24 protein-coding genes are annotated in these 26,977 nt (G+C 68.5%); 16 read left to right on the top strand and 8 right to left on the bottom strand.

Translation table 11 applies throughout. From position 1 onward, the window contains the following. Position 1 precedes the first annotated feature (1 nt). Both NG1_RS10835 and NG1_RS38785 read right to left on the bottom strand, forming a co-directional pair. On the bottom strand, positions 2 to 889 hold the full coding sequence (locus tag NG1_RS10835; protein ID WP_062969901.1) for an HNH endonuclease: 888 nt from the start codon (positions 887 to 889) through the stop codon (positions 2 to 4). A 97-nt stretch (positions 890 to 986) separates the two neighbouring features. Further along, a complete protein-coding gene (locus NG1_RS38785; protein WP_281218169.1) occupies positions 987 to 1,109 on the bottom strand; it encodes a hypothetical protein in 123 nt (40 codons plus the stop codon). 1,202 nt (positions 1,110 to 2,311) lie between these two features. Between NG1_RS38785 and NG1_RS10825 the strand changes: the two genes are divergently transcribed. Continuing rightward, the gene (locus NG1_RS10825; protein WP_501193575.1) at positions 2,312 to 3,730 is read left to right on the top strand and encodes an NsdA family TPR-like regulatory protein; all 1,419 of its coding nucleotides are present in this window, start codon (positions 2,312 to 2,314) and stop codon (positions 3,728 to 3,730) included. Next, positions 3,727 to 3,867: a hypothetical protein gene (locus tag NG1_RS36575; RefSeq protein ID WP_157113967.1), complete on the top strand. Its 141-nt coding sequence runs from the start codon at positions 3,727 to 3,729 to the stop codon at positions 3,865 to 3,867. Before NG1_RS10825 ends, NG1_RS36575 begins: the two co-directional genes overlap by 4 nt. A 157-nt stretch (positions 3,868 to 4,024) precedes the next feature. On the opposite strand, the gene NG1_RS10820 is transcribed toward NG1_RS36575, so the two are convergent. Together NG1_RS10820 and NG1_RS10815 are read right to left on the bottom strand one after the other, a co-directional pair. Continuing rightward, the gene (locus NG1_RS10820; RefSeq protein ID WP_062969898.1) at positions 4,025 to 5,044 is read right to left on the bottom strand and encodes a Gfo/Idh/MocA family protein; all 1,020 of its coding nucleotides are present in this window, start codon (positions 5,042 to 5,044) and stop codon (positions 4,025 to 4,027) included. 36 nt (positions 5,045 to 5,080) lie between these two features. Further along, entirely contained in the window at positions 5,081 to 6,085 is a 1,005-nt protein-coding gene (locus tag NG1_RS10815) for a LacI family DNA-binding transcriptional regulator (protein ID WP_062969897.1), read from the bottom strand. 248 nt (positions 6,086 to 6,333) lie between these two features. Here NG1_RS10815 and NG1_RS10810 point away from each other — a divergent pair, with 248 nt between their 5' ends. The 10 genes from NG1_RS10810 (at position 6,334) to NG1_RS10765 (ending at position 16,678) form a co-directional block, all read left to right on the top strand. Then, complete coding sequence (locus NG1_RS10810) at positions 6,334 to 7,230, top strand: TIM barrel protein (protein ID WP_062969896.1); 897 nt, start codon at positions 6,334 to 6,336, stop codon at positions 7,228 to 7,230. A gap of 9 nt (positions 7,231 to 7,239) precedes the next feature. Further along, positions 7,240 to 8,241, top strand: coding sequence for a sugar ABC transporter substrate-binding protein (locus NG1_RS10805; RefSeq protein WP_084498841.1), 1,002 nt, complete (start codon positions 7,240 to 7,242; stop codon positions 8,239 to 8,241). 10 nt (positions 8,242 to 8,251) lie between these two features. Next, the gene (locus tag NG1_RS10800; RefSeq protein WP_062969949.1) at positions 8,252 to 9,298 is read left to right on the top strand and encodes an ABC transporter permease; all 1,047 of its coding nucleotides are present in this window, start codon (positions 8,252 to 8,254) and stop codon (positions 9,296 to 9,298) included. After that, entirely contained in the window at positions 9,295 to 10,077 is a 783-nt protein-coding gene (locus NG1_RS10795; protein WP_062969895.1) for an ATP-binding cassette domain-containing protein, read from the top strand. Before NG1_RS10800 ends, NG1_RS10795 begins: the two co-directional genes overlap by 4 nt. Next, the gene (gene iolC / locus NG1_RS10790; protein WP_218018953.1) at positions 10,074 to 11,024 is read left to right on the top strand and encodes a 5-dehydro-2-deoxygluconokinase; all 951 of its coding nucleotides are present in this window, start codon (positions 10,074 to 10,076) and stop codon (positions 11,022 to 11,024) included. Before NG1_RS10795 ends, iolC begins: the two co-directional genes overlap by 4 nt. A gap of 303 nt (positions 11,025 to 11,327) precedes the next feature. Then, on the top strand, positions 11,328 to 12,221 hold the full coding sequence (locus NG1_RS10785) for a Cgl0159 family (beta/alpha)8-fold protein (protein ID WP_062969894.1): 894 nt from the start codon (positions 11,328 to 11,330) through the stop codon (positions 12,219 to 12,221). Between the two features lie 243 nt (positions 12,222 to 12,464). Then, a complete protein-coding gene (gene iolB / locus NG1_RS10780) occupies positions 12,465 to 13,361 on the top strand; it encodes a 5-deoxy-glucuronate isomerase (RefSeq protein WP_062969893.1) in 897 nt (298 codons plus the stop codon). Then, positions 13,352 to 15,193: a 3D-(3,5/4)-trihydroxycyclohexane-1,2-dione acylhydrolase (decyclizing) gene (gene iolD, locus NG1_RS10775; protein ID WP_062969892.1), complete on the top strand. Its 1,842-nt coding sequence runs from the start codon at positions 13,352 to 13,354 to the stop codon at positions 15,191 to 15,193. Before iolB ends, iolD begins: the two co-directional genes overlap by 10 nt. Positions 15,194 to 15,660: 467 nt before the next feature. Beyond that, a complete protein-coding gene (locus NG1_RS10770) occupies positions 15,661 to 15,864 on the top strand; it encodes a cold-shock protein (RefSeq protein WP_014987157.1) in 204 nt (67 codons plus the stop codon). A gap of 289 nt (positions 15,865 to 16,153) precedes the next feature. Next, positions 16,154 to 16,678 carry a winged helix-turn-helix transcriptional regulator gene (locus NG1_RS10765; protein ID WP_040868436.1) on the top strand — a complete coding sequence of 175 codons (525 nt, stop codon included), beginning with the start codon at positions 16,154 to 16,156 and terminating at the stop codon, positions 16,676 to 16,678. A 15-nt stretch (positions 16,679 to 16,693) separates the two neighbouring features. Here the strand turns inward: NG1_RS10765 and NG1_RS10760 are convergent, their stop codons facing one another. Beyond that, a complete protein-coding gene (locus NG1_RS10760) occupies positions 16,694 to 17,500 on the bottom strand; it encodes a nucleotidyltransferase domain-containing protein (protein ID WP_062969891.1) in 807 nt (268 codons plus the stop codon). 96 nt (positions 17,501 to 17,596) lie between these two features. Here NG1_RS10760 and NG1_RS10755 point away from each other — a divergent pair, with 96 nt between their 5' ends. After that, positions 17,597 to 18,070 carry a LysR substrate-binding domain-containing protein gene (locus NG1_RS10755; protein ID WP_084498840.1) on the top strand — a complete coding sequence of 158 codons (474 nt, stop codon included), beginning with the start codon at positions 17,597 to 17,599 and terminating at the stop codon, positions 18,068 to 18,070. A gap of 768 nt (positions 18,071 to 18,838) precedes the next feature. Here NG1_RS10755 and NG1_RS10750 read toward each other — a convergent pair. After that, positions 18,839 to 20,548 (bottom strand): alpha/beta fold hydrolase, encoded by a 1,710-nt coding sequence (locus NG1_RS10750; RefSeq protein WP_062969890.1) that lies wholly within the window; start codon positions 20,546 to 20,548, stop codon positions 18,839 to 18,841. A gap of 69 nt (positions 20,549 to 20,617) precedes the next feature. Next, the gene (locus NG1_RS10745) at positions 20,618 to 21,172 is read right to left on the bottom strand and encodes a TetR/AcrR family transcriptional regulator (protein ID WP_062969889.1); all 555 of its coding nucleotides are present in this window, start codon (positions 21,170 to 21,172) and stop codon (positions 20,618 to 20,620) included. Positions 21,173 to 21,315: 143 nt separating this feature from the next. Here NG1_RS10745 and serA point away from each other — a divergent pair, with 143 nt between their 5' ends. Continuing rightward, positions 21,316 to 22,914, top strand: a complete 1,599-nt coding sequence (gene serA / locus NG1_RS10740) for a phosphoglycerate dehydrogenase (protein ID WP_062969888.1) — start codon at positions 21,316 to 21,318, stop codon at positions 22,912 to 22,914. 279 nt (positions 22,915 to 23,193) lie between these two features. After that, positions 23,194 to 24,201, top strand: a complete 1,008-nt coding sequence (locus NG1_RS10735; RefSeq protein ID WP_062969887.1) for a 3-isopropylmalate dehydrogenase — start codon at positions 23,194 to 23,196, stop codon at positions 24,199 to 24,201. Between the two features lie 619 nt (positions 24,202 to 24,820). Here NG1_RS10735 and NG1_RS10730 read toward each other — a convergent pair. Then, a complete protein-coding gene (locus NG1_RS10730; protein ID WP_062969886.1) occupies positions 24,821 to 26,002 on the bottom strand; it encodes an MFS transporter in 1,182 nt (393 codons plus the stop codon). A gap of 201 nt (positions 26,003 to 26,203) precedes the next feature. Between NG1_RS10730 and NG1_RS10725 the strand changes: the two genes are divergently transcribed. After that, on the top strand, positions 26,204 to 26,977 hold the full coding sequence (locus tag NG1_RS10725; protein WP_062969885.1) for a fumarylacetoacetate hydrolase family protein: 774 nt from the start codon (positions 26,204 to 26,206) through the stop codon (positions 26,975 to 26,977).

Genomic DNA, 26,977 nt, shown 5'->3' with positions numbered 1-26,977 from the left:
TTCAGCTAGCGGCCTTGAATTCGGCGAAACGTTCAGCGAGCCGATCTCTTGATGGCCGGTCGCTGCGTCGGTGCGGCAGAGACAGTTGGCGACCGTTCATGTCGCGGAAACCATGTCGGAGCATGGGACCGTCATTTGGGTCCTGCATCATCTTCTTCCCGATCACAACTTCGTAGTTGGGCGATATGCCGAGAAGCTGCATGTCGTATGCGGCGTGGTGGATCTTGCAAAGGCACAGGCCGTTATCGACCTCGGGGACGCCTTCTTCGTGGTTATCCGCGAGTATGTGCGCTGCATCGAGAAGCTGTGGTTGCCTTAGGTCGCACACAGCGCATCTGCGATCGTAGGCGAGCAGTATCCTGCCACGAAACTCGGGCTGATGCAGCCGCTGTCGTATGGCGCGCTGGGCGTACTTGCGCTCGATTGGCTTCAGTTTGAGTGGATCCGTTACGAACCGGAGGCTTTCGTCGAGCGCCAAGATAAACCTGCGGCCTTCGGTGTCGTCTGCGACCACGTACACCGGGAATACGGGGACGTAGACGCCAGGGCGGATCCACCGCAGCAAGATGATCGGAAATTCCAGCTCGCATGCTCGGCGCAGCTTCGTATTGTCGCCGTTTGTGCTCCCTTCACGGTACGAGTACGCGAAGAGTGACTCGCCGACTTCCCCATCCGAGTACTGACTGTCAGGCTTCGAAACGATGGACAGTGTTGCTTGCAAGTCGCGCGGGTTCCAGATGCCGCGGTTCAGGTCGATAAGACGTCGAGTCCCCCCGTTCACCGGGAGAGCTGTCAGTTCCGCACGTGTCAGTGTGCCTTGTTCAGCGACACGCTGCGTCAGATGATCGAAGATCATCTGACGCAGTTCCAACTCTGCCCCGCTCTCCACAAGTGGAGTGTGGCACGGACGTCGGATCGGTGTCGACGCTTCCGCGCAGTAGTGGGCTGTCGTAGGCCGCGCCGCGCGTTCGAGTGCGCTCTTCGAGTCACGTCTGAGCGGACCTCGGTTCAGCCAACGCTCTGGAGCCGAGTTGAAGCACCTCTGCCAAGGTCGAGCGGTCGATCGTGAGCTCGAATTCGTTGCCGGACGTGCCGAACACGAAGGTCACAGATTCACTGTCCTCGCCTCTGACGATCCTGACAGGGCAGCCTTCACTCGTACTGACCCAACTGCCGATCGTCAACCGATCCCACGTCATCGTTGATCCTCATCAGTCGTCGATGCTCCCGAGACCTCATCGAGCCATTGCGCTTCGCCGCGTCCTCCGACGTACCGTCCGCCTGGAGGATCGGCATACGCAGCAAGCATGGTTTGTCTTGCCGACGGCGAAGCGGCTGAGAGGTTTCGGTCTCGACAGCGCTTCCAATCCGCCCAGCACCACCCCGCGCCTGCGTCGATCGTGAATTCGGTGACAGGGGTTTTCGCGCCGTCGATGAACACATGGATATCGACGGGTCCGTCCGGATCCCGGACGACGACGACTTCGACCTGTCGATCAGGATGCACGGCCCTCGCGCAATCGCTTCTCACGATTCGAGTCCAAGCGCACCTGATGACAACGCCGTCGAGTTCTGTGGTGGCATCTGCCGTTTCTCCTCTATCACGCCCGGCGCGGACGGGGTCGAGCGCATGCACGGACGGATGCGATGACGGCCAGTCCTGACGGCCGGTAGCTGTCCCGGGGTGGTTGCACCCACACCCGAAATCCGTGTCGGTCAGCGGGCGACGGAAGTGCGATCTGTGCGCCGAGGCGCGCGACGGATGCGTTGAGGCGAAACAGTTCTCCGAACAGGGCGAGGTCGTTGTCGGGCACGTCCGGCACGACGAGGAACGTCCATCGCTTCGACCGGGGATGCGAGACGATCGGGCCGGGGTGAACGCCACGCGCCTGCATGTGTCCTCTGACGGCGGCCCCGAGTTCGGCGGGGACGGTGATTCCGCCGACGCTGCCCGAGGGGATGAAGAGTTGGTGGAGTTGCGGTTGTATGCGCGCGGGCAGGCCGCAGACCTCCCGATAGAACCGGCATCTCGACATCAGGGTGTCCGCGGATACGCCGTGCACGCGTGGTTCTTCGTGGGTCCTGCTTGCCGCAGATCTGTGAACCGACTGCATTCTTCTGCCTTCCTGCTCCAGTCGCTCTAGGACAGGCACCCGGAGAGCCGGACGTGGCTTCGTGTCATTGCGGCGCCGAGTGCTGTGGCTAGATTCCGTCTCGGTGGGGTGCTGCGGGAACGCCCGTTCGAGGGAGGACAAGGGGAGAAGTGCGGGACAGCGGGTCGGTTCAGACATGGACACCCCTGGCGAATGCAATGATTTGTCTGCGGGTTACCGAACGAGGGGGACGGGGCTTGTCTGAACCGAATCACCAGCTCAGTGCGGCCAGAGCGCGGACCAGGTCCGAACTGACCGGGCATCCGTTGTCGCGAGCGGAACTTGCCGATGCGGTGAACTCCTGGGTTTTTCGCCGGACCGGTCGGGTTGTTCAACTGTCCGGCAACTACATCGGGAAGTTGGAGCGCGGAATCTTTCGCTGGCCCAACGCGGACTACCGAGCTGGGTTGAGGGCTGTGCTCGGTGTCGCGACTGACGCCGAACTCGGTTTTCGTCCTGCCGAGCGAGGATCCGTTAGCGATAGCATGGAGGCGGATGATTCACCGATGTCCCCGCCGAGCGCGGGGAGAGAGGTTGACGACGTGCTCCGACGAACCTTCCTGCTCGGTGTTTCTTCCGCTGGTATCGAGATGGCGATCGGGTTGGAATCCGTCCGGCATGGATTCAATCTGGCTGTCTCAGAAGATATCTCGGTCGATCTCGACGACTGGAACGAAATCGTCCGTGAGTATGGAGTTGCTACCGGAACGCACACCGCCACCGAGTTGCGGGAGGCACTGCTGGTGGATGTCATGAGTCTCGAGGTTGCGTTGGGCAGGTCTTCCGACCTCGCACACCGCCGACAGCTGTATCGGATCGGGGCGCTGCTCAGCGAGTACTTAGCTCAGGCTGTTGGGGATCTTGGACTGCGGCGCGAAGCGAGGCGATGGTGGCGCACGGCCAACTATGCCGCAGACTGCTCAGGGGATATGCACGCGATGATGTATGTGCGGGGGCGCGGAGCTATCCGAGCGATTTACGACGGCCAGCAGCCGGAAATCATCATCGATGAGATCAGCAAGTCCGACGAACTGATTGCACACGGCCCCCTGCACGGACGACCGAGTTTGCTCGCGGCGCGCGCGCAGTCGTTCGCGTTGCTCGGACGTGCCGAGGAAGCCAAAGCATCATTGGTCGCACTGCGCGATACTTTCGCGGCATTGCCGTCCGGTATGACGAAAGACCACAGTTGGCATTGCTGGGCATACTCCGAAGCGCGAGTCAGGTTCGCCGAAAGCTTCGTGTACTCCCATCTCGGTGATACTCGCCGGGCGGAAGAGGCGCAGTCGGCGGCTCTCGGCCTGTACCCGCCCAACAATCGGCGCGGGCCGATCCAGATCGAGTTGCAGCGCGCACTGTGCCTGGTCTCGGCCGGTGATCCGAGCGAGGGCACCGCGTACGCGACGACCATGTTGGATAGATTGCCTGTCGAACACCGGACGCGGTACGTCATGGGCTTGGGCGAGCAGGTTTTCGCGGCGGTGCCGAAAGACCAGCGGCGCATCGCGAGTGTCCGAGAACTTCACGAGCTACTGAGGGACGACGCCTTTCGTCAAGGCAAGGCTCTCGAGTCATGATCAAGCGTTCGTTCGAACTCGCCCGCAACGACGCCATCGAGGCACTCGCAGACGAACTCGAGGCCGTGAATCTCGACTCGCACCGCGAGCGTAAGACACCCTGTGGTCCAGCCCAGCACGATTATGGGAACGGTTGAAAGATAGGTCCGCCCCCAGGGCGGGCTTCGAACTAGTGGCTCATGTCGCGCCCGTCCCGGTCGGCGGCTTGATTCGGCATCGAGGTGCCGGCCGCTTCTCGGACTGAGAACAAGAAGCACGGTTACGTATCTTGATTTCGACGATCTCGGCGACTCCTCAGCGCCGAACCTCAGCTATCTCGACAGCCCGGCCCTCTCGTCGCGAAACTTCGCACGCCTCAGCGACGTAGAACGCCTCCAGCGCTTCGTCCGGTGTGCAGGGACTGTCGAGCTGCCCCGTGGCGACATCGACGAACGCGGCCAGTTCGTCGGCATACGCAGCACGGAACCGCTCCATGAACCCCGCATAGGGAGGATAAGGGGAGGGGCTGTGGTCGGGCTCGACGGAAGTCAGGGGGGCGCGTTCGTCCAGTCCTACGATCGCGTTCCCTTCGGAGCCCAACGCCTCCAACCGCACGTCGTACCCCGCCCCGTTGTAGCGGGTCAGCGACACCGTCGCGAGGGTTCCATCGTCCAGGCGTAGCAGCACCGCCGCAGTGTCGACGTCGCCCGCTTCGGCGAAGAACGACGCGCCCCGGTTCGCCCCGGTGGCGTAGACGGAGGTGATCTCGCGCCCGGTGACCCACCGGATGATGTCGAAATCATGCACTCCGCAGTCTCGGAAGATGCCGCCGGAGCGGGCGATGTATTCGGCGGGCGGGGGAGCCGGGTCGAGGGTCGTCGCGCGCAAGGTGTGCAGCCGGCCGAGGCTGCCGGAGCGGATCGCTTCGCGGGCCGCGCGGTAGCCGGCGTCGAAGCGGCGTTGGAAGCCGATCTGGACGGGGACGCGGGAGTGGCGGGTGCGGTCGATGACGGCGAGGGTGCCGGTGATGTCGGCGGCGACGGGCTTTTCGCAGAAGACGGGGATGCGCGCGTCGACGGCGCGGATGATGAGGTCGGGGTGGGAAGCGGTGGTGGTGGCGATGATCAGGCCGTCGAGCTCGGCGGCGAAGAGGGTGTCGAGGTCGGGGGCGAATTCGACGCCGAGGTCGGTAGCGGTGGCGCGGGCGCGGGCGGGGTCGGCGTCGGCGACCAGGACGGTGGCCACGTTCGGGAGTTTGCTCAGGATTTCGGCGTGTGAGGTGCCGATGCGGCCGGTTCCGGCGAGGCCGAGGGTGACGGCTCGGTGGGAGGACATCGGCTCTCCTTCGTGAGGGATCGCGCCGGGCGAGGCTCAGCGCCCCGGTGCGGTCGTGGTCGAGCGGACGACGAGCGTGGGTTCCAACCGGCGGCGGACCGGTCTCGTGCGGCCGTCGCGAAGTCGTTCGGCGATGGCCTCGATCGCGAGGCTGCCCATTTGGATTCGCGGTTGATCGATGGTGGTCAGCGCGACGTGACGCAGGGCGGCCAGCGAGGTGTTGTCGTAGCCGATCACCGAAACGTCCTCCGGCACCCGCAATCCCGCTTCCTCGAGCGCGGACATCGCCCCGACGGCGTTGAAGTCGTTGCCGCACACCAGTGCGGTGGGAAAGGCGTCGCGGGAGAAGAGGTTCAGCAGTTTGCGCACCGCGGCCATGCCCGCGGAATCGGTGTGCTCGCTCGGCACGACCAGCGGTTCCAGGCCGTGGCGTCGCATGGCGGCTCGGTAGCCCTTGCGTCGCGGCGCGGAGGTGAACGCGCCGCCGCCGTCGAGGTGGACGATGCGCCGGTGCCCGAGTGAGACCAGATGATCGACGGCGAGGGTGGCGCCTGCCTCGCCGTCGTCGTTGACCGTGTCGATGCCTGCGACGGTGGAGGTACGCGACACCAGCACCACCGGAGCCTGCTGCGCCGCCGCGCGAATGGCGGCGGCGGGCAGGATGGGAGACAGCAGGATGACCCCTCCCGGCCGGAACGAGAGCAGGCTCTCCAACGCGGTGTGTTCGCGTGCGGCGCTGCGCCGGCCGGTATTGAGGATCAGTTCGAGGCCGGACTCCTGCGCGGCGGCGTCCATGCCTTCGACGACGTCGGCGAAGAAGGCGTTGCGCAAGTCGGAGACGAGGACACCGACGATGTTGGAGGTCCGGCTGGCCAGCGAGCGGGCCAGGATATGCGGCTGGTAGCCGAGGTCTTCGGCCGCGTCCAGCACGGCGCGGCGGCGGTGCTCGCTGACCTTCGGGGAGTCGCGCATGACCAGCGAGACGAGGGCGCGGGAAACGCCCGCGCGCGCGGCGACGTCTTCCATGGTCGGTCGTGCCACGGCGCCTCCGTTCCGCGTTCACCAGCCCTGCCGGGACGGACGATACGCGGTGCGCCAGAGGGGATCAATAGAGCGCTCTAATCTGGCTTCGGCGCACGGCAGTCTTCCATGAAAGACCGGATAATCGCTGGTAGAGCCGCTTTGACCGGCACGCCGCAAGCCCTTGACACGATATGACCCGCGTTACATAGTTGGAGCGCTCCAACTACAGCGGCGTCAACTCGATATCGAAGGTCGGAGAAGTGCCGATGCCCGAATCTCTCCACCCGCTGCGCCTCGCGGCCGCGCCGATCTCCTGGGGAGTCTGTGAGGTCCCCGGCTGGGGTCACGTGCTCGACGCACACACCGTTCTGTCGGAGATGGCCGCGCTGGGGCTGTCCGCGGCCGAACTCGGGCCACCCGGCTATCTGCCGCGCGACCCGAGCGAACTGCGACGACTGCTCGCGGCCTTCGACATCACCGCGGTCGGCGGCTTCCTCGCTGTCGTGTTGCATCGCGACCGGCACGCCGCCCTCGCTCGGACGGAGGAGACCGCCGCGCTGCTGGCCGCCACGGGCGCGGAAGTGCTCGTGCTCGCTGCCGCGACCGGACTCGGCGGATACGACGATCGCCCGCCGCTCGACGACACGCACTGGCGCGCAGTGATCGACACCGCTGCCGAGATCCGCGATATCGCCGCCGCGTACGGCCTGCGCACGGTGCTGCATCCGCATGTCGGCACGCATGTGGAGAGCGAGGCCGAGGTCGAGCGGTTCCTCGCCGATTCCGATCTCGACCTCTGCTTGGACACCGGGCATCTGCTCGTCGGCGGCACCGACCCGGTTCGGCTCGCCCGGCGGCACGCCGAGCGGATCGGGCACGTTCATCTCAAGGACGTCCGAGGCTCGCTGGCCGACCAGATCCGTGGCGGGAAGCTCGAGTACAGCGAGGCGGTGCGCGGTGGGCTGTACGTCCCGCTGGGCGAGGGGGACGTCGACATCGCGGCACTCGTGCACACCATGCGCGGCGCGGGGTATCGGGGCTGGTACGTCCTGGAGCAGGACGCCGCGCTGCGACCGTCCGACTCGGCGGAGAAGCCGAGCGGCGACACCGCGCGCAGCCTCCGCTTCCTCAGCGACATCGCGCTCGCCGCGGCCGGAATCTAGGCGATGCGGATGCTTCTGCGAGCACGACGCGGCGCGACCCCGCGGCACCGGATCCGCATGCTGCCGTGGATCGCCACCGCCGCACTCCTGGCGGCATGCAGCGGCCCCGGCGCCGACGCGCCCGCTCCGTCACAGGCGCCGACCGAGGTCGGCACGGTGCGATCGGTAGCGGTGGTGACCCACGGCAGCCCCGGTGACGCGTTCTGGAACGTCGTCAAGAACGGCGCGGAGGCCGCGGGCAAGGATTTGGGGATCCGTGTGGAGTACAACGCCTCCGGTGATCCCGGTCAGCAGGCGAAGCTGATCGACAACGCCGTGGCGCAAGGCGTCGACGGCCTCGTCGTGTCCATGGCCAATCCCGAGGCGCTTCGGCGCTCGGTCGAAAAGGCTGTCGCCGCGGGCATTCCGGTGGTGACGATCAATTCGGGGGAGTCGGAGAGCGCGCGGTTCGGCGCGTTCGTCCATGTGGGGCAGAGTGAATCGCTGGCCGGGCAGGCCGCGGGCAGACGGCTCGCGGAAGCCGGGCGCGGGAAGATGCTGTGCGTCATCCATGAGGCGGGCAATATCGGCGCGAACGAGCGTTGCGCCGGCGCGACGAAGGTGTTCGGCACCGCGACCACGCTCCAGGTGGACATCAATAATCCGACCGACGCGCAATCGAGGATCAAGGGCGCGCTGGAGGCCGACCGGTCCATCGACGCGGTCCTGACGCTCAACTCCCAGGTCGCCGCACGCGCTGTCGACGCCGTCCGGGAGGCCGGGTCGCCCGCCACCGTCGCGACCTTCGACCTGAATGCCGATGTGGTGGAGGCGATCAGGGCGGGAAAGCTGCTGTTCGCGGTCGATCAGCAACAGTACGAGCAGGGTTATCTTCCGATCGTGTTGCTGAAGCTGTACCGGACGAACCTGAACACCGTCGGAGGCGGCGCGCCGGTGCAGACCGGGCCCGGTTTCGTCGACAAGAACAATGTGGACGCCGTCGCCGCGCTCGTCGCGCAGGGCACGCGCTGAGGTGGATGAAATGACCGTTGCCACACAAGCATCCGACTCGACGCAGGACCGTCCTGGCCTCTCGCCGCTGCAACGTCTGGCCGTGCGGCCGGAGATCGGCGCTGCGCTCGGCGCGTTGCTGGTGTTCGTGTTCTTCTCGCTGGTCACCGACCGGTTCCTGAGCCCGCTCGGCGTCGCGACCTGGCTCGACGACGCCTCCACGCTGGGCATCATGGCGGTGGCCGTGGCGATGCTGATGATCGGCGGCGAGTTCGATCTGTCGGCGGGCGTGATGACGGCCTCGACGGCGCTGGTCACCGCGTTGCTGGCGGTGCACGCCGGATGGAACGTCTGGCTCGCGCTGCTGGCATCGATGGTCTTCGCGCTGGCCGTCGGCGCGTTCAACGGCTGGGTGGTGATGCGCACCGGCCTGCCGAGTTTCATCGTCACGCTGGGCACCTTCCTCGCCCTGCAAGGGTTGAACCTCGGCGTGACGCGCCTGGTGACCGACACGGTGCAGGTGTCGGGCGTGCGGAGCGCGGGTGGCTACCAATCGGCGGGGTGGGTCTTCGCCTCGACCCTCGACATCGGCGAAGCGCGCATCCAGGCTTCGGTGCTCTGGTGGATCGTGCTCACCGCCATCGCCGCGACGATCCTGGTCCGCACGAGGTTCGGCAACTGGATCTTCGCCGTCGGCGGTGCGCTGCCGAGCGCCCGCGCGGTCGGTGTGCCCGCCGACCGCACCAAGATCCTGCTGTTCATGGGCACCGCGTTCGCGGGCTGGGTGGTGGGTTCCTGCAACATCCTGCGGTTCGCCAGCGTGCAGGCCAACCAGGGCGTCGGGCTCGAATTGCACTACATCATCGCCGCCGTGGTCGGCGGGTGCCTGCTCACCGGCGGCTTCGGCTCGGCGGTCGGCGCCGCCATCGGCGCGCTGATCTTCGGCATGGCGCGCCAGGGCATCGTGTTCGCGCGCTGGGACAGCGACTGGTTCATGCTGTTCCTCGGTGTGCTGCTGCTGGCGGCGGTGCTGGTCAACAATAGATTCCAGAAACGAGCCGAAAGGGTGCGCCGATGACTTCCCTCATCGAGGCGGTCGACCTCGGCAAGAGCTACGGCGGCGTCGTCGCCCTGCGCGAGGTGTCCACGGTGGTGAACGCGGGCGAGGTGACCTGCGTGCTCGGCGACAACGGCGCGGGCAAATCGACGCTGATCAAGATCCTGGCCGGGGTGCACCAGCACGACCGCGGCGAACTGCGTGTGGAGGGCGAAGCGGTCCGGTTCGCCTCGCCGCGGGCGGCGCTGGATCGCGGCATCGCCACGGTCTACCAGGATCTCGCGGTGGTTGCGCTGATGAGCGTGTGGCGCAACTTCGTGCTCGGGTCCGAGCCCACCTTCGGATACGGTCCCTTCCGGCTGCTGGACCGCAAGAAAGGCTGTGAGATCGCGCGGACGGCGTTGGCCGACATGGGTATCGAGATCCGGGATATGGAACAGCCGGTCGGCACGCTGTCGGGCGGCCAGCGGCAGTGCGTCGCTATCGCGCGGGCCGTGCACTACGGCGCGAAAGTGCTGATCCTCGACGAGCCGACCGCGGCGCTGGGCGTCAAACAGGCCGGGGTGGTGCTGAAGTACGTCGTGCAGGCGCGCGAACGCGGGCTCGGCGTGGTGCTCATCACGCACAACCCGCACCACGCCTATCCGGTGGGCGACCGATTCCTGCTGCTGAAGCGGGGCGCGATGCTCGGCGCGTACGAGAAATCGGAGATCGACCTGCCGGAGCTGACCCGCCAGATGGCAGGCGGGGCGGAACTGGAGGCATTGCAGCACGAATTGCAGCGTGTGGTGACGCCGTGAACGAGCGGGCAGGCGAGCTGGAGGCGTTGACGATCGGTCGCGTCGGGGTGGACCTGTATCCCGAACAGAGCGGCGTCGCCCTGGCGCGGGTGCGCAGTTTCGCCAAGTTCCTCGGCGGCACCGCCACCAACGTCGCCGTGGCCGCCGCCCGGCTCGGCCGTCGTTCCGCGGTGCTGACCAAGGTGGGCCCCGACGGCTTCGGCGACTTCGTGCGCACGTCGCTGGAGGACTTCGGCGTCTCATCCCGTTACGTGACGACCGCGCCGGACCTTCAGACGCCCGTCGTCTTCTGCGAGCTGACGCCGCCGTCGGATCCGCCGCTGTTGTTCTACCGTGCGCCGATCGCGCCGGACCTCACCCTCACCCCGGACGAAGTGCCCTGGGATGTGGTGGATGCCGTGCCGCTGCTGTGGGTCACGGGCACCGGAGTGAGCGCGGAACCCGGCCGCAGTACACAGCGGGAGGTTCTGCGGCGCCGCGCACGACGGGGGCACACGGTGCTGGATCTGGATTACCGGCCGATGTTCTGGCCAGATGTGGATACCGCGCGAGCCGAGATCGGGTGGATGGTCGACCACGTGAACGTGGTGGTCGGCAACCGTACCGAGGTCGAGGTGGCGGTGGGGACCGCCGACCCGGAGACGGCGGCGGATCGGCTGCTCGCGCGGGGGGTGCGCCTCGCGGTGATCAAGCAGGGCGGTGACGGCGTTTTGGTGGCCACCGCCCAGGAACGCTGGACGGTGCCGCCGTGCCGCGTGGAGGTGGTGTGCGGGCTCGGCGCGGGTGACGGTTTCGGTGGCGCGCTGATCCACGGCCTGCTCTCGGACTGGGACCCACGGCGCGTCGCCACCTATGCCAACGCGGCGGGCGCGCTGGTCGCCGCGCGTCTGGCCTGCGCGGATGCGATGCCCACGGCGGCGGAGATCGAGGAATTGCTGTGCGGCTGAACCGGCGTGGGAATCGAGGAACTGCTGTGGGTGAGCCGCGGGTCGGCGGAGCCGCTGTGCGGCTGGGCGGGGCGCGGAGTGGAGGTACCGCTGTGCGGGTGCGCCCGGGAGGGAGTGGAGACACCGTCGTACGGCTGAGCGGGGCGCAGATTGGAGGAGCAGCTGTGCGGCTGAACCGAGGGCAGATCGGGGAACCGCTGTTGTGCCGCTGGGCGGGGCACGGAGTGGAGAGCCTGCTGTGCCGCTGAGCGGGGCGCAGATCAGAGGAGCCGGCCGGTATCGAGCGCGGAAGAAGGAGCCGCCATGCATGTGACCGACGAACGCTGGCATGAGTTGCTCCATGTGCGTGCGACAGACCCGGCCGCGGTCGAGCGGGCCTACGCGAAACGGCTGCGCCGCGCCGACCTGCTGGCGGGTAAGCAGACGTTGTTCCTGGTCGCCGCCGATCACCCTGCTCGCGGCGCGCTCGGTGTCGGCGAGGACCGTACCGCCATGGCGGATCGGCGCGCGTTGCTGGAACGGCTGCTGATCGCGCTGGCCGACCCGGACGTCGACGGTGTGCTCGGCTCGCCGGATGTAGTCGAGGAACTGTTGCTGCTGGACGCCCTGGACGACAAGGTCGTGATCGGGTCGATGAACCGGGGCGGGCTGGCGGGCGCGGAGTGGGAGATCGACGACCGCTTCACCGGATACGACGCGGACTCTCTGGCGCGGTTCCGGCTCGACGGCGGCAAGATGCTGCTGCGCCTGGTCGATTCCGACGCGGGCACCGTGCCGACCCTGCAAGCCTGCGCGCGGGCGGTCTCGGAACTGGCGGCGCACGAGCTGATGGCGATGGTCGAACCGTTGCCGTACCACCGGGACGAATCCGGTGCGCTGGTGATGAGCAACGACGCCGTCTCGCTGTCGCGGGCGATCACGGTGGCCTCGGGGCTCGGCGTTACTTCGGCCTATACCTGGCTGAAGATCCCCGCACCACAGGACATCTCGGTGCTGGACGCCACCACGCTGCCGGTTCTCGTGCTGGGCGGAGCGCCGTCCGGAGACTCGGCGGTGGATCGCGCGCTGTGGGGCGGGGCGCTCGGCCACGACGTGGTCCGCGGTCTTGTCGTCGGGCGCACCCTGCTGTACCCGCCGGACGGCGATGTCGCCCGGGCGGTCGAGAGCGCCGCCCGCCTGTTGAAGGAAGCCCGATGACGCGCGGCAACCCCCTCGGGTACGTCTGGGCGTCGGCACGGCCGCGAGCAAGAAGTGCCGCTCGCTTGTCGACGAAACCGGACACACCGTGGCGTTCGCGACGCGGGTTCGTGCCGCCTCGAGAACGCCGCGGTCGCAGCTGCGGCTCTGGTGGTGGCCTTCCGCGCACATGGCGGTCGAATTCGTCTGCCGACGGAGCGATCGGACGGAGGGTATCCGGGGAATCTGTATCGAGGAGGTGTGATGACCCTGCATCGTCCCGAAGGAACATTGCGCCATGACGGTGACCCGATCCTGCTGACCCCCGAGGACGCCGGATGGACCTACGCGGGCCTGCGGGTGCTGCGGATCGGCGGGGGCGAATCGCGGATCGTTCGGACGGGCGAGTTCGAGGCGTTCGTCCTGCCGCTGGCCGGAGCGTGCACGGTGCGCGTGGACGGCGCGACCTTCACGCTGGCCGGGCGGGATTCGGTCTTCGCCCGGGTCACGGATTTCGCCTACGTCCCGCGAGACGCCGAGGTGCGGCTGACGGCCGAGGGTGTCGACCTGGAGGTGGCGCTTCCGATGGCCCGTTGCACGAAACGGCTGGAGCCGCGATACGGCCCCGCCGAGCAGGCGCCGGTCGAAGTCCGCGGGGCTGGACGCGCGACGCGCCAGGTCACCAACTTCGGCATACCCGGCGTGTGGGAGCACGCGGACAAACTCAACGCCTGCGAGTTGATCACCCCGGACGGCAACTGGTCGTCCTACCCGCCGCACAAGCACGACTCGGCCGGTGCTTGCGAAGTCGTCAACGAGGAGATCTACTACTTCCGCATCGCCGGACGGGACGGGATCACACCATCGCGCGAGGGATTCGGCCTGCACCGCACCTACACGGCCGACGGCACGGTCGAGGAGAACGTGGCGGTCCGTGACGGTGACGTCTTCCTGATCCCGCGCGGCTATCACGGCCCGTGCGTCGCTGCGCCCGGGTACCCCATGTACTACCTCAACGTATTGGCCGGTCCCGCGCCGGAGCGATCGATGGCGTTCTGTGACGACCCCGCGCACAGCTGGGTGCGGGCGCGCTGGGACTCCGAGCCCCTCGATCCGCGCTGCCCGGTCACCTCGCACGAAGGACGGACGGGATGCGACTGACCACGGCGCAGGCGCTGGTGGCCTGGCTGATCGCCCAGCGCTCCGAGACGCTCGACGGCCGCGAGGCGCCATTGTTCCCCGCCGTGTTCGCGATCTTCGGCCACGGCAACGTGCTCGGCCTCGGCACCGCGCTGCACGAGCGGCGCGCCGAACTACCGGTCTGGCGCGGGCATACCGAAGAGGGGATGGCGCTCGCGGCCGTCGGCTACGCGAAGGCCGCCCACCGGCGTCAGGTGGGCGCCGTGACCTCATCGATCGGTCCCGGCGCGCTCAACATGGTGACGGCGGCGGGCGTCGCGCACGCGAATCGGCTGCCGTTGCTGCTGCTGCCCGGCGACACCTTCACCGGGCGGGCACCGGACCCGGTCTTGCAACAGGTCGAGCACTTCGGCGACCCGACCGTCACGGTGAACGACGCGTTCCGGCCGGTGAGCAGGTACTTCGACCGCCTCACCCGCCCGGAGCAGCTGATCTCGACCCTGCCGCAGGCGGTGGGCGTGCTCACCGATCCGGCGGATGCCGGTCCGGTCGTCCTCGCGCTCCCGCAGGACGTCCAGGCCGAGAGCTACGACTTCCCCGACGCGCTCTTCGAGCCGGTGGTGCACCGTCTCGCGCGGCCGCGCCCCGATCGGCGAGCGCTCGCCGACGCCGTGGCCGCAGTGCGCTCGGCGCGCCGTCCGCTGCTGGTGCTCGGTGGCGGCGTCCGCTATTCGGGCGCGGGGGCCACCGTGCTCGAATTCGCCGAGCGCCACGGCCTCCCGGTCGTGGAGACCACCGCGGGCCGCACCCTCGTGCCGCACGAGCATCCGCTGTTCGCGGGCCCGCTCGGCATCACCGGCTCGGCATCGGCGAACGCGATGGCGGCCGAAGCCGACTTGATCCTCGCGGTCGGGACCCGGTTACAGGACTTCACCACCGCGTCCTGGACGGTTTTCGCGCCGGACGTTCGCCTGGTCACGATCAACGTGGCGCGCTTCGACGCGGTCAAGCACGGCGCCCGCGCGGTGGTCGGTGACGCCGAGGCCACCGTGCGCGAGCTGGCCGCGCAGGTGGGGCAATGGCGAGCCGACCCCGACTGGACCGCGCGAGCCGCCGAACTGCGCGGCTCTTGGGACGCGCGTATCGACGAACTGCGCGCACCGACCCAAGGCGCGCCGAGTTATGCCCAGGTAGTGGGCGCCGTGAACGACCTGAGCGAGCCGAGCGATTACGTGATGACGGCCTCCGGCGGCTTGCCCGGTGAACTCGTCGGCGGCTGGCGGGCGACCGGCGGCGCACCGACGATGGACGTGGAGTACGGCTTCTCCTGCATGGGCTACGAGCTCGCGGGTGCGTGGGGCGCGGCCATGGCGCGGGACGAAGGCGTGGTGACGACCCTGCTCGGCGACGGCTCGTATCTGATGCTGAACTCGGAACTGTTCTCCGCGGCGTTCGCCGGGCATCCGTTCATCGCCGTGGTCTGCGACAACGACGGGTACGCCGTGATCGCCCGGCTGCAAGAGGGGCAGGGCGGCGAGCCGTTCAACAATTTCTACGCCGACTGCCACACCACGCACGAACATCCGCCCCGTGTCGATTTCGCCGCCCACGCCGCCGCGCTGGGATGTTCGGTTTTCACTGCCTCCGGCCTGGACGAATTCCGTGCCGCCTACCCGCGGGCGAGGGCGGCGGCGAGGGCCGAGCGCCGGCCGGCGGTGCTCGTCGTGCGGACGCAGCCGTCGGCGTGGACCGACGCGGGCGCCTGGTGGGAGGTCGGAGTGCCGGAGCATCTGCCCGGCCGTGCCGCATACGACGAGACGAAACCGCGCCAGGTGCGCTACCTCCGGCCGTGAACAGAACTTAAAGAACGGTGCAGGCGGTGCGCCCCGGACGTAGGCTGACTTGTCGTATTCTGCGTCCGGTACACTGAAATCAGTTGTGGCACAAGCTAATTGGTAGCCATTGCGCATCGGTGCCGAACCGCGTCGAAGAAGGAGTCCCATGATGCCGGGCGCGGGTGGCCCCTCCGCGTGGGGTGTGCTCGACCGGGCACGGCGGCGGACGTTATTCGAGGCGAAGTGCGGGTATCCGCCTGATGGGCCCGGCGAAATCGCACGGACCGGGACCCGACCGAACGTGGGAGGTGACAGACCCAGCCCCCTGAGCGAGCGTCGCGCACGACGGAGCCGAGCGTCGTCGTGAGCGTTAGCTCACAGTTGGTGGCGCGGAACGTGAGTAATTCGTCGGATCGTGGCATCGTTGATCTACGAGGCCAGGGCATCTCATAACACCTACCTGGCTCGTCTACAGAAAGTATGAAATGGCTCAAGGCATTGTGAAGTGGTTCAACAGCGAGAAGGGCTTCGGCTTCATCGCACAGGACGGCGGGGGGCCCGACGTCTTCGTGCATTACTCGGCTGTGAGCGGCTCGGGTTTCCGGTCCCTCGATGAGGGGCAGCGCGTGGAGTTCGAGATCGGCCAGGGACAGAAGGGTCCGCAGGCCCAGGACGTCCGCGTTCTCTGATCGCGACTTTAGCTTCGAAAGGCCCCGCACCGGGATGGGTGCGGGGCCTTTCCCCTGTTCGGGACGTTTGCACGCTGCGGAGCGGGTGAAGGTCACGTGGGTGAATCCGGCCCCTGGTTCGGACCGGCGACGTAGCCGTCCAGTTAGATCGCGAGGTTGTGTACGCGCAGCTCGGGCAACGGTTCGCTCATTCCGCTAAGTGATTGCAATTCGCAACTGGTTGTGCGCAGTGTACGGCTTACCGGTTGTATATTGCAAGCAGTAGTTGTCGGACCGAGAGGAGTGCCGGGTGCGCGAGGACGGACGTTCGGGGTGCCCGATCAACGCGACGATCGAGGTGATCGGCGATCGGTGGACGCTGCTCGTGCTGCGCGACGTGATGTTCGGCGACCGGCGGCACTTCCGCGAGCTGCTGGCCGGCTCGGAGGAGGGCATCGCCTCCAACATCCTGTCCGATCGGCTCAAGCGCCTGGTGGCGGCGGGGCTGCTCAGCCGCGCGGACACCCGGCCCGGTCAGAAAGCCGAATACCGGCTCACCGAACCGGCCATCCAATTGGTGCCGATCATGGCGCAGCTCGGCGCGTGGGGATTGCGGCACCGCCCGACCACCCGGACTCTTCGGGTGCGGGCCGAACTGCTCGAGGCGGGCGGTCCGCGGCTGTGGGCGGACTTCATGGACGAGCTACGGGAGAGCCACCTCGGCATCCCGCGCCCAGACCCGGATCGTCCGACCGCGACGCGACGACTCGCCCAGGCCTACGCCGACGCGGTCGCCGAGTCGAACGAAGCCGACGAGCGGAAAGCCGCCTCGTAGACCTCTTCGCGCCGCTCAGCCCGCCAGCGCCTCGGAGCGGAAGAACTCCGCGGTGATCGCGCGGGCCCGCATGTGGTCGCGGCCCCCGGACCTGCGGAACACTTCGGCGGCGCAGGCGAATTCGGCGGCGATGAACCCGGTGATCGGCGCGGGCACCGACCCGCTGCCCATCTCCCTGGTCCGCGACTTCAGGTCGGTCAGCTCGGTCACCGCCGCCGTCAACTCGGCAGGCAGCTCGCACTGCCGCAGCAGCGTCGGCAGATGCATCGGCGCCACCGCCGCCGCGGGATGCTCGCGCAGCCACCGCAGCGCCATCGCAGGCCGCAGCGCGTAGAACACCTTCTTCAACGATCCGGTGCGCTCGTACAGCGCCCACTGCTTGGTGCCCAGGTGCAGATAGTGCCGCGCGACCTTGTCCCGGTCGGCGACCTCATCGGCCACCGCGCGCAATCGGTCGCGGAAATCCTCGTCGCCGCGATAGACGATCGGCGACATCAGCCACTCGATGAGCACCGCGTTACCCTGCACCAGCAGCCGTAGCGCCTTGGCCAGATCCCAGCCGTTCACGTCGAGCAGGTCCGTCAGCGGCGTCTCCACCACGTCGCGGGTGCGCCACGGGGACAGGTAGGTCTCCAGTGTCGCGACATAGACGAACCGGCAGTCGTAGTCCGAATCCGGAGACGGGAATCCCCAAGCGCGACTACCGCTCTCGATCGCCAACCGGATCGACACCCGGTGCTCCCGCTCGACCCGGTCCAGCTCACGATCGATGGACCCGACCACCGCCGGGTCCATCGAAGCCGGAATCGCGCGCAAAGACATGAACGTGATGGTAGGTGCCGAAAAGGGTTGTCGCAGCTGCTTTTCGCCGCCTCACGGGCGAGGCGCGACGGGCCCGAACGAAGCGACGAGCTGCCGATGGGTGAGCGTGATCTGGTGCTCGGATCGGTGTTCGCGGGGCAGCCGCAGACGCTCGCGGTGTCCAGTTCGCATGCGCTCGCGGGACGCGCCGCACTGTCGGTCGAGGACATCGCCGAGGTCCCCATGGTCGCAGTGCGCGCCCCGGCGCCGGAGTACTGGCGCAGGGCGCAGACGCTGGATGTGACGCCGGAGGGCTGGACGGTGCGCCCCGGTCCGGAGGTCGGCACGTTGGAGGAGGGCCTCGCCGCGGTGGCGGCCGGCCGCGGCGCGATGCTGCTGTGCCACCCGACCGCGGAATCGCACCGCAGGCGGCCGGTGACCTTCGTGCCGGTGACCGGGATCGCCGAGTCCCGGCTGGGATTGGTGTGGCACCGCCACCGGGAGACCCAGCGGGTGCGTGCGTTCTCCCGCGCGGTGGCCGCCACGAAGGGGACCGAGGGTGTGCCGTTGGTCACCGTGGACGCTTCCTGACCTACCCCGCGATCGGGATCGCGTCGGTCACCGAATCCCCGTGCCGACATGGCGCGGCTGATTTTCGGAGCCGCCGAACAGGGTTACGGAGAGTTATTCGGAAGCTCTATCGGTCAGCTCGGAAAGGTCGTGCCGAATGATTGTTCATACGCCCCTATTGCTGGGGTAGTGAAAACTCGTTTCGACTTTGTCTACGCGTCGGTTAGCGAGGGAAATTAGCGGCCCGGATTGGGCTTCCGACCTGGACGTATGACTAGAATCGCAGCTCAAAGCCGCTATCTCATGTGCCGCAGACCACTATCGTACGTATATGTGGTCTGCATCTCCATATTATCGAAATTTGTAACCGCCACCGAGTCGCCGCCGATGTCCCCCGTGTCAGCCAGTTCGACTGGATAATTTTTCGAGGAAGAGGTATTTCCATGATCCCCGTTATCATCGACACCGGCAGCGCTGCTGTGAACGGTCTTTTCGACACGCTCGGCGCCGCGCTGCACGGCCTCGTCGACACCCTGTGGACGGGTTCCTTCGGCGGCCGCTGACCGACGTGACGGTCGAGGAGATCGACCGGGTCCCACGCCGACCCGAGGCGTGACCGAGCGGGCCCCCGCACCGAATGGTGTTGGGGCCCGCCGCTGTGTGGGACCGCACGGCGGAACGAACTGTCCGGCTCCCGGTTCGCAGGCGACCTCGGGCATGCCATTGCGTCGGCGACGCCGTTGCGGTCCGGCCCTCGGTAGCGCAGGCGACCTACGGTGCGGGCCCTGATCAGTGCAGCGCCTCGACAGTGCGGACTCGCGCGATCTCGGCCGCGAGCCGCGCGGGATGGGTCAACTGTGGGTAGTGGCCCGTGTCCGGTATCGCGATCGAGTCGCGTGCGGTCGCGACCGTCAACGGATCGGCCGAACCGGTGACGATCCGCACCGGCACCTCGATCCGCGCGAGCAGGGCGCGCAACTTCTCGCGCCGCGCGGGGGCGCTCGCGCGGCGCAGAGCGGCGACGGTTCGTGCGGCGACGCCCGGCCTGCGCAGGTTCGCCGCGGCGCTCGCGAGCGCGGCGCTCTCCGGCACGCCGAGCCGATCGGCGAGGGAACCGGCCGACATCCGGCGCATCGCCACCGCGGCCAATGGTGAGCGCAGCAGCGGGCCGGACCGCGGTTGCAGGAACGCGGGAGCCACCAGCACCACCCCGGAGACCCGCTCGGGATGCCGCGCCGCGTACCGCAGCACCGGACCGCAGCCGAGCGAATGGCCGACCAGCACGGGACGGCTACGGACGGAGGCGAGCAGTTTCGGCAACACCGCATCGGTATCGCCGGGCGCCGAGCGCCCCAAGCCCGGCAGGTCGACCACCAGGCTCGGCCCGTCCAACTCGGCGCGCACCTCGTTCCACGACTCACCGTCGAGCGGAAGGCCGTGCACCAGAACATAGTCCGGTCGGCTCCGTTCGCCACTCACCCATACGCCGTCGACGAAGCCGGCGGTCGGATCGTCGGCCACCGCGCCGAACCGGCTGGCCACCAGATGGTCGGCCCACGTCAGCAAGGTCGCCTCGGTCGGAGGCATGGTGAGCCCGGCACGGCGGGCCACGTCCTGCGCCGCCGATGTGTCGTAACGGTCCTCGGCGATGAACGTCATTGTTTCCGGATCGGCGCCGGTCAGCGCGCGCGGAAGTTTCGCGATGACGCCGACCGGAATGGACAAGCGCGGCGCGCGGACGCCGAGATGCCCGGCAAGCAGGCGAATCAGCTTCGGAAGCTCGGGTGTTCGATCATCCAGAACCGTGTAGGAGCGACCCGCGGTATCCGGCAGGGCGGGCAGGCTGATCAAGAAATCGGTGAAGTAGTCCAGGTCGACGATCGGCACGAAGCTCGCGGGGCCGCCGGGGACGGCGGGGAGCCGTCCGTTCCACAGGTCCTCGACGACGCTCGACAGCCCGACGTACTGACCGGGTCCGATCACGCTGCTCGGATTCGCGATTGTCAGCGCGACGCCGAGCTCCGCCGCCCGGCTGCGCAGCAGCGGGTCCGATTCGAACTTCGAAGCGCCGTAAGCGCCCCTCTCGTAATGCTGCTCCTCGGATTCCTCGACGGTGATCCGATATCCGGTGATGTGCACGACGCGTCGAAGCTCGGGCCGGGCGGCGGCCCACTCCAGCACCCGCAGCGCGCCGGTGACATTGACCGCGTACGCGTCCTCACGAGCGAGCCCGAAGGCGAAGCGGGCGGCGCAGTTGTAGACGTCGCGAATGCCGGAGGGATCGAACCCCGCGGGCAGGCCGAGGTCAGGTGCGGTGACATCACACGAGACGATCTCCAGCCCGCTCGCGTCGACCCCTCGGCGGCGCAACCATCCGGTCAGCCGCTCCTCGCTGCCCGGCCGCAAGGCGGCGGTGACGGAATGCCCCTGCTCGAGTAAACGGGCGACCGCGTTGCGGCCGAGGAACCCGGCGGCTCCGAACACGATGCTGTCGGACATGACTTCTCCTTACTAGACCGGTCTACATATTTTGTGGACACGTGGAAAGACTCGGCGGGACATCCGCGGTCAGATCAGGGTGCGCAGCGTGCGTTCCACCCGTTCCAGGGGTTCACGACTGCGTTGGGCGCGGGCAAGCAATAACGCGCCCTCGACCATCGCCAGCACGGTGGCGGCCAAATCGTCGGCGTTCGCGCGACCGTCGGCGCGCAGCCGCAGCCGCAACGCCTGTTCCCATGCGGCGTACGCGGCGGCGCACTCCGCTTGGATCGGGTCGTTCCCGGCCGCGACGTCCAAGGCCACCGTGGCGATCGGGCAGCCCTGTTGCCAACCGGACGCTTCCAGCCGGTCGCCGAACGCACGCAGCAGCATGCTCGCGGCCGCGCCGGCGTCGCCGGGCTCGATCGTGTCGATCAGCGCCGTGATCTCCTTGCCCGCCTGGGCGATCGCCGCCGCGACCAATTCGTCCTTGCCGCCGGGGAAGTGGAAATACAACGACCCACGTGGCGCGCCGCTGGCCGCCAGGATCTGGTTGAGCCCCGCACCGTAATAACCGTGCCGCTCCACCAGCGTGCGGGCCGCGTCGACGAGTTTGCCGCGGGTTTCGGTGCCTTTGACGCCCATGCGTCGACTGTAGACCGGTCTTCATATTTTTACCAGGAGGGTGACTGAGGACGCCCGCCTACCAGGTGGTAGCGGGGGTGGAAATCGCGCGCACTAAGCTGTTCGGCGGTAATTGCCGACCCCATTCCCCAGGAGTACTCCACGTGAGCCAAGCAGGCCGTCCTGTAGTTCTGATCGCCGACAAGCTCGCCCAGTCGACCGTCGACGCGCTCGGTGACGGTGTCGAGGTCCGGTGGGTCGACGGACCCGACCGCCCGGCCCTGCTGGCCGCGGTGCCCGAGGTCGACGCGCTGCTCGTGCGCTCGGCGACCACGGTCGACGCCGAGGTCCTGGAAGCCGGGAAGAACCTGAAGATCGTCGCCCGCGCGGGCGTCGGCCTGGACAACGTCGACGTGCCCGCCGCCACCGAGCGCGGTGTCATGGTCGTGAACGCGCCCACCTCGAACATCCACACCGCCGCCGAGCACGCGGTCACCCTGCTGCTGGCCGCCGCCCGCCAGGTTCCCGCCGCCGACGCCACCCTGCGCGAGCGCACCTGGCAGCGCAGCAAGTTCAACGGCGTCGAGATCTTCGACAAGACCGTCGGCGTCATCGGTCTGGGCCGCATCGGCCAGCTTTTCGCCGCTCGCCTGGCCGCCTTCGAGACCAAGATCGTCGCCTACGACCCGTACGTGTCGCCCGCGCGCGCCGCGCAGCTCGGCATCGAGCTGCTGACCCTCGACGAGCTGCTCGAGCGCGCCGACCTGATCTCGATCCACCTGCCGAAGACCCCGGAGACCAAGGGCCTCATCGGCAAGGAGGCCATCGCCAAGACCAAGCCGGGCGTGATCATCGTCAACGCCGCCCGCGGTGGCCTGGTCGACGAGGCCGCCCTGGCCGAGGCGATCAAGTCCGGCCACGTGCGCGCCGCCGGCCTGGACGTGTTCGAGACCGAGCCGTGCACCGACAGCCCGCTGTTCGATCTGCCGCAGGTCGTGGTGACCCCGCACCTGGGCGCCTCCACCTCCGAGGCCCAGGACCGCGCGGGCACCGACGTCGCCAAGTCGGTGCTGCTGGCGCTGGCGGGTGAGTTCGTGCCCGGCGCGGTGAACGTCACCGGCGGCACCGTCGGCGAAGAGGTCGCCCCCTGGCTGGACATCGTCCGCAAGCAGGGCGCCCTGCTCGGCGCGCTGTCCAACGAACTGCCGGTCAGCGTGGAGATCCAGGTGCGCGGCGAGCTGGCCGCCCAGGAGGTCGGCGTGCTGGAGCTGTCCGCGCTGCGCGGCATCTTCTCCGCGCTGGTCGAAGACCAGGTCACCTTCGTCAACGCGCCCGCGCTGGCCAAGGACCGCGGGATCACCGCAGAGGTCACCACGGCCTCGGAGAGCCCGAGCCACCGCAGCGTCGTCGACCTGCGCGCCGTGTTCGGCGACGGCAGCACCCTGAACGTGGCGGGCACGCTGACCGAGCCGCAGCTGGTGGAGAAGATCGTCAACATCAACGGCCGCAACTACGACATGCGCGCCGAGGGCCTCAACCTGGCCATCCTGAACTACGAGGACCGGCCGGGCGCGCTGGGCCGGATCGGCACCAAGCTCGGCGAGGCCGAGGTCGACATCCTGGCCGCGCAGCTGACCCAGGACGTCGACAAGGAAGGCGCCACCGTCGTGCTTCGCGTGGCCCGCGAGGTGCCCGCCGACGTGCAGGCCGCGATCGCCGAATCCGTCGGCGCGGCCAAGGTCGTCCAGGTCGACCTGTCCTGATCCCACCGGGGCGCGATGCCCCGGCCGAAGCGGAATCGGCGCCGCGCGCGAAGCGCTCGTGCGCGGCGCCGGTCGCTCGTCCGGCGCGCCACCGGCGCATGAATCGGGACGAGTTCGCGGTGCGCCGCGTGCTCGCGCCCGGTGCTCGGCGATCCGGCCGCGCCGAGTACCGTGACGGTGCTGCGGTCACCCGGCCGGAATGTCGTGCGCACCCGACGGTCGCCTCTGGGCCGCATGATGCGGCGGCCGCGACCGGCAACATCGAACGGAGCATTTGTCATGAAGCTTGCTGTCATCCCGGGTGACGGGATCGGGCCCGAGGTCATCGCCGAGGCGCTCAAGGTGCTCGACGTGGTCGTGCCCGGCGTCGAGAAGACCGAGTACGACCTCGGTGCGCGCCGCTACCACGCGACCGGCGAGATCCTGCCGGACTCGGTGCTGCCCGAGCTGAAGCAGCACGACGCCATCCTGCTCGGCGCGATCGGCGACCCGTCGGTGCCCAGCGGCGTGCTCGAACGCGGCCTGCTGCTGCGCACCCGGTTCGCGCTGGACCACCACGTGAACCTGCGGCCGTCCAAGCTGTTCCCCGGCGTGACCAGCCCGCTGGCGGGCAATCCCGACATCGACTTCGTGGTCGTGCGCGAGGGCACCGAGGGGCCCTACACCGGCACCGGCGGCGCGATCCGCGTGGACACCCCGCACGAGGTGGCGACCGAGGTCAGCACCAACACCCGCTTCGGCATCGAGCGCGTGGTGCGCTACGCCTTCGCCAAGGCGCAGGCCCGGCGCAAGCACCTGACGCTGGTGCACAAGAACAACGTGCTCACCTTCGCGGGCTCGCTCTGGCAGCGCACCGTTGACGAGGTCGCGGCCGAATTCCCCGACGTCACCACGGCCTACCAGCACATCGACGCCGCCACCATCCACATGGTCAACGACCCGGGCCGGTTCGACGTGATCGTCACCGACAACCTCTTCGGCGACATCATCACCGACCTCGCCGCGGCCGTGAGCGGCGGCATCGGCCTGGCCGCCAGCGGCAACATCGACGCGTCCGGGACGAACCCCAGCATGTTCGAGCCGGTGCACGGCAGCGCCCCCGATATCGCGGGCCAGTCCAAGGCCGACCCCACCGCCGCGATCCTCTCGGTCTCCCTGCTGCTCAACCACCTGGGCGACACCGAGGCGGCCACGCGCGTCGAGTCGGCGGTGGCCAAGGACCTCGAGTCGCGCTCGGGAGCCGCGTCGACCGTGGAAATCGGCGACCGGATCGCCGCCACCCTCTGACCGTGCCTCAGGAAGGCCCCTTTCCCCCATGGGAATGGGGCCTTTCCGCATTCGGTCTCGGTACGCACCCGCGCCTCGACCGCTGTCTCGGACATCAGCGTCGCCAGTGTGAGACCGATCGCCGCGCGAAGCGGTCCCCGGTCGGGCCACGACATCGCGAGAGTTCGCCTGCTACGTCACTCCGGCGTGGCTCGGCCTTGTCCGCGGTTCGACTTCGGCCGCGCGACGAAGCTCCTGGTAGATCGATGGCGACGACGAGATCCGAAAATGACCGGATCACTGGGAACTTCGGGACGGCTCGGCCGCCCTTGCGGTCCGCCTACTGCTGTGTCATCTAGTTCCGGCGGATCGGTGGGTCGAGGGCGGGGCGCGGTGAGGGCCCTCGACAGGAGAATTCGGCGTGGTTCGGCCAGGCTTGCGGCTGGGCCGTCGGGTTCCGGCGGATCGGTGGGTCGAGGGCGGGGCGCGGTGAGGGCCCTCGACAGGAGAATTCGGCGCGGTTCGGCCAGGCTTGCGGCTGGGCCGTCGGGTTCCGGCAGATCGGTGGTGCCGAGGTCGAGAGCGTCTCGTGTCCTTGGGCGCCCTTCGGCCGGGATGGGCGAGAGGTCGGGGCGCGGGCCTAGTCGGCGTCTCGCGGGACGAGGGGGACTGCCGCGACAGCCGTGACGGCGGCCAGCAGGAAGGCGGCGGGGAAGCCGCTCGCGGTGATCAGCGCGCCGAACACCGGCGGGACGGCGGCCATGGCCAGGTTCTGGCCGGTGTTCTGGATGCCGAGGCCCCGGCCGCTCCAGTACGGACCCGCGATCTCGGCGACCGCGGTGAAGGCCAAACCGTTGTCGGAGACGGTGATCACGGACGTGGCGATCAGCAGCGGGATGGCCGCCCACCACCACTCGGTCCAGGCGGTCAGCGCCAGCGCGGCCATCGAGAGCACGGCGGCCACGGCGACGGTGCGCAGCGGCCCCATCCGGCTGCCGACCCGATCCGACCACGCACCCGCGCCGATGCGGCCCAGCGCGCCCAGAATCTGGGTGACCGTCACCAGCGCACCGGCGGCGGCCAGGGACCAGCCGATGTCGCGGTGCAACCACAGCAGCGCGAAGGTCCACACCGTGCCCTGCGGGACGACCAGCAGCACCGAGACCAGATGGATGCGCCACAGTGTGGCGTCGTCGCGATAGGGATTGGCGCGCAACGCCGGATCGGCGGCGGAACCGGCGGGGCGCGGCGGATCGACGATGCCTGCCAGACAGCCCACGGCCGCCACGCCCGCCATGAGCGCGGGAACGAGGATGGCCGCGGGCACGCCGTGGGCGGCGGCGACGGCCGGAATCGCCAGTGCGCCGACGCCGACGCCCAGCGGCTGCGCGGTCTGCCGGATCCCCATCGCCAGCCCGCGCCGGTGCGGCGGGAACCAGCCGACGATCACCCGGCCGCTGGCGCCATTGGTGCTCGCCGCCCCGACGCCGCCGAGGAACAGCAGCGCACCCAGCGCGATGTCGTCGGTCGTGGTGGCCGCGGCGCACCCGGCCGCAAGCATCAGCAGCGGACCGCCGATCAGCACTTTGCGTTCGCCGATCCGGTCGACCAGGTAGCCCCACGCGATCAGGGTGCACACCAGGCCGACGGTGGGCATGGCCACGAGCAGGCCTGCCGTCGCCAGCGGCATGCCGCGATCGGTCAGCGCGGGCAGCAGGAACGGGACGCCGTGGATGAAGACCGCGCTGGAGGCCTGGGCGAACACGCCGAGACCGAGCATGGACCAGCGCCGAACCTCGTCGATCTGCGTAACGGTCGCCATCGGCCCACCTCGAATCTCATTATTTGGGATTATCTTCCCATCTTATGAACTGCTTCGCTCACGGTACACCCGGTGGCCGCTCGATTCGACGGCAGCGGCTGTCGGACTCCCCACAGCGCGGACACGGCCGCGTCCGCGTGGGATCCGACCACTCGGTCGGGCGCGTTCGGGCTGGTGACGGCGGGTCGATAGACTCCGGGCATGCGTCTAGGTCGAGTTGCCAGTCCCGATGGGGTCGCCTTCGTCAGCATCGAGGGTGACGGAAGCGACAGCGTGGCCAAGGAGATCGCGGAACACCCGTTCGGCACACCGACGTTCACCGGCCGGAGCTGGCCGCTGGCCGACGTGCGGCTGCTCGCGCCGATCCTGGCCAGCAAGGTGGTCTGCATCGGCAAGAACTACGCCGCCCACGCCGCCGAGATGGGCGGGCCCGCCCCCGCCGACCCGGTGATCTTCCTCAAGCCGAACACCGCGATCGTGGGTCCGAACGCCCCGATCATCCTGCCGCCCAGTTCATCTCAGGTCGACTACGAAGGGGAGCTGGCGATCGTCATCGGCCGCCCCTGTAAGGACGTGCCCGCCGCCCGCGCGCTGGACGTGGTGCTGGGTTACACCGCCGCCAACGATGTGACCGCCCGCGACCAGCAGCGCCACGACGGCCAGTGGACCAGGGGCAAGGGCTACGACACGTTCTGCCCGCTCGGCCCCTGGATCGAAACATCCTTGGACCCTTCGGATCTGGAGATCGTCACCGAGCTCGACGGCGAGGTGCGCCAGCGCAGTCGTACTTCGCTTCTGCTGCACGACATTCCGAAGCTCATCGAGTGGGTCACCACCGTGATGACGCTGCTGCCCGGTGACGTCATCCTCACCGGCACCCCCGAGGGCGTCGGCCCGATGCGCGAGGGCCAGCAGGTGTCGGTGACCGTCGAGGGCATCGGAACACTCACCAATCCCGTTGCCGCCAAACGCTGA

It is taken from the genome of Nocardia gamkensis NBRC 108242 (genome assembly GCF_001612985.1).
Taxonomy (GTDB): Bacteria; Actinomycetota; Actinomycetes; order Mycobacteriales; family Mycobacteriaceae; genus Nocardia; species Nocardia gamkensis.
The sequence above is the reverse complement of the archived record's forward strand: the minus strand, read 5'-3'. Positions and strand labels throughout refer to the sequence as shown.

Bases quoted from the DNA above. Each gene is read 5' to 3' on its own strand.
- NG1_RS10810 (WP_062969896.1), top strand. From the start codon at position 6,334: ATGCCCGAATCTCTCCACCCGCTGCGCCTCGCGGCCGCGCCGATCTCC.
- NG1_RS10805 (WP_084498841.1), top strand. From the start codon at position 7,240: ATGCTTCTGCGAGCACGACGCGGCGCGACCCCGCGGCACCGGATCCGC.
- NG1_RS10750 (WP_062969890.1), bottom strand. From the start codon at position 20,548: ATGTCCGACAGCATCGTGTTCGGAGCCGCCGGGTTCCTCGGCCGCAAC.
- NG1_RS10745 (WP_062969889.1), bottom strand. From the start codon at position 21,172: ATGGGCGTCAAAGGCACCGAAACCCGCGGCAAACTCGTCGACGCGGCC.
- NG1_RS10735 (WP_062969887.1), top strand. From the start codon at position 23,194: ATGAAGCTTGCTGTCATCCCGGGTGACGGGATCGGGCCCGAGGTCATC.
- NG1_RS10770 (WP_014987157.1), top strand. From the start codon at position 15,661: ATGGCTCAAGGCATTGTGAAGTGGTTCAACAGCGAGAAGGGCTTCGGC.
- iolB (WP_062969893.1), top strand. From the start codon at position 12,465: ATGACCCTGCATCGTCCCGAAGGAACATTGCGCCATGACGGTGACCCG.
- NG1_RS10785 (WP_062969894.1), top strand. From the start codon at position 11,328: ATGCATGTGACCGACGAACGCTGGCATGAGTTGCTCCATGTGCGTGCG.
- iolD (WP_062969892.1), top strand. From the start codon at position 13,352: ATGCGACTGACCACGGCGCAGGCGCTGGTGGCCTGGCTGATCGCCCAG.
- NG1_RS10800 (WP_062969949.1), top strand. From the start codon at position 8,252: ATGACCGTTGCCACACAAGCATCCGACTCGACGCAGGACCGTCCTGGC.
- NG1_RS10760 (WP_062969891.1), bottom strand. From the start codon at position 17,500: ATGTCTTTGCGCGCGATTCCGGCTTCGATGGACCCGGCGGTGGTCGGG.
- NG1_RS10730 (WP_062969886.1), bottom strand. From the start codon at position 26,002: ATGGCGACCGTTACGCAGATCGACGAGGTTCGGCGCTGGTCCATGCTC.
- NG1_RS10825 (WP_501193575.1), top strand. From the start codon at position 2,312: ATGATTTGTCTGCGGGTTACCGAACGAGGGGGACGGGGCTTGTCTGAA.
- NG1_RS10795 (WP_062969895.1), top strand. From the start codon at position 9,295: ATGACTTCCCTCATCGAGGCGGTCGACCTCGGCAAGAGCTACGGCGGC.
- NG1_RS10725 (WP_062969885.1), top strand. From the start codon at position 26,204: ATGCGTCTAGGTCGAGTTGCCAGTCCCGATGGGGTCGCCTTCGTCAGC.
- NG1_RS10820 (WP_062969898.1), bottom strand. From the start codon at position 5,044: ATGTCCTCCCACCGAGCCGTCACCCTCGGCCTCGCCGGAACCGGCCGC.
- NG1_RS10755 (WP_084498840.1), top strand. From the start codon at position 17,597: ATGGGTGAGCGTGATCTGGTGCTCGGATCGGTGTTCGCGGGGCAGCCG.
- NG1_RS36575 (WP_157113967.1), top strand. From the start codon at position 3,727: ATGATCAAGCGTTCGTTCGAACTCGCCCGCAACGACGCCATCGAGGCA.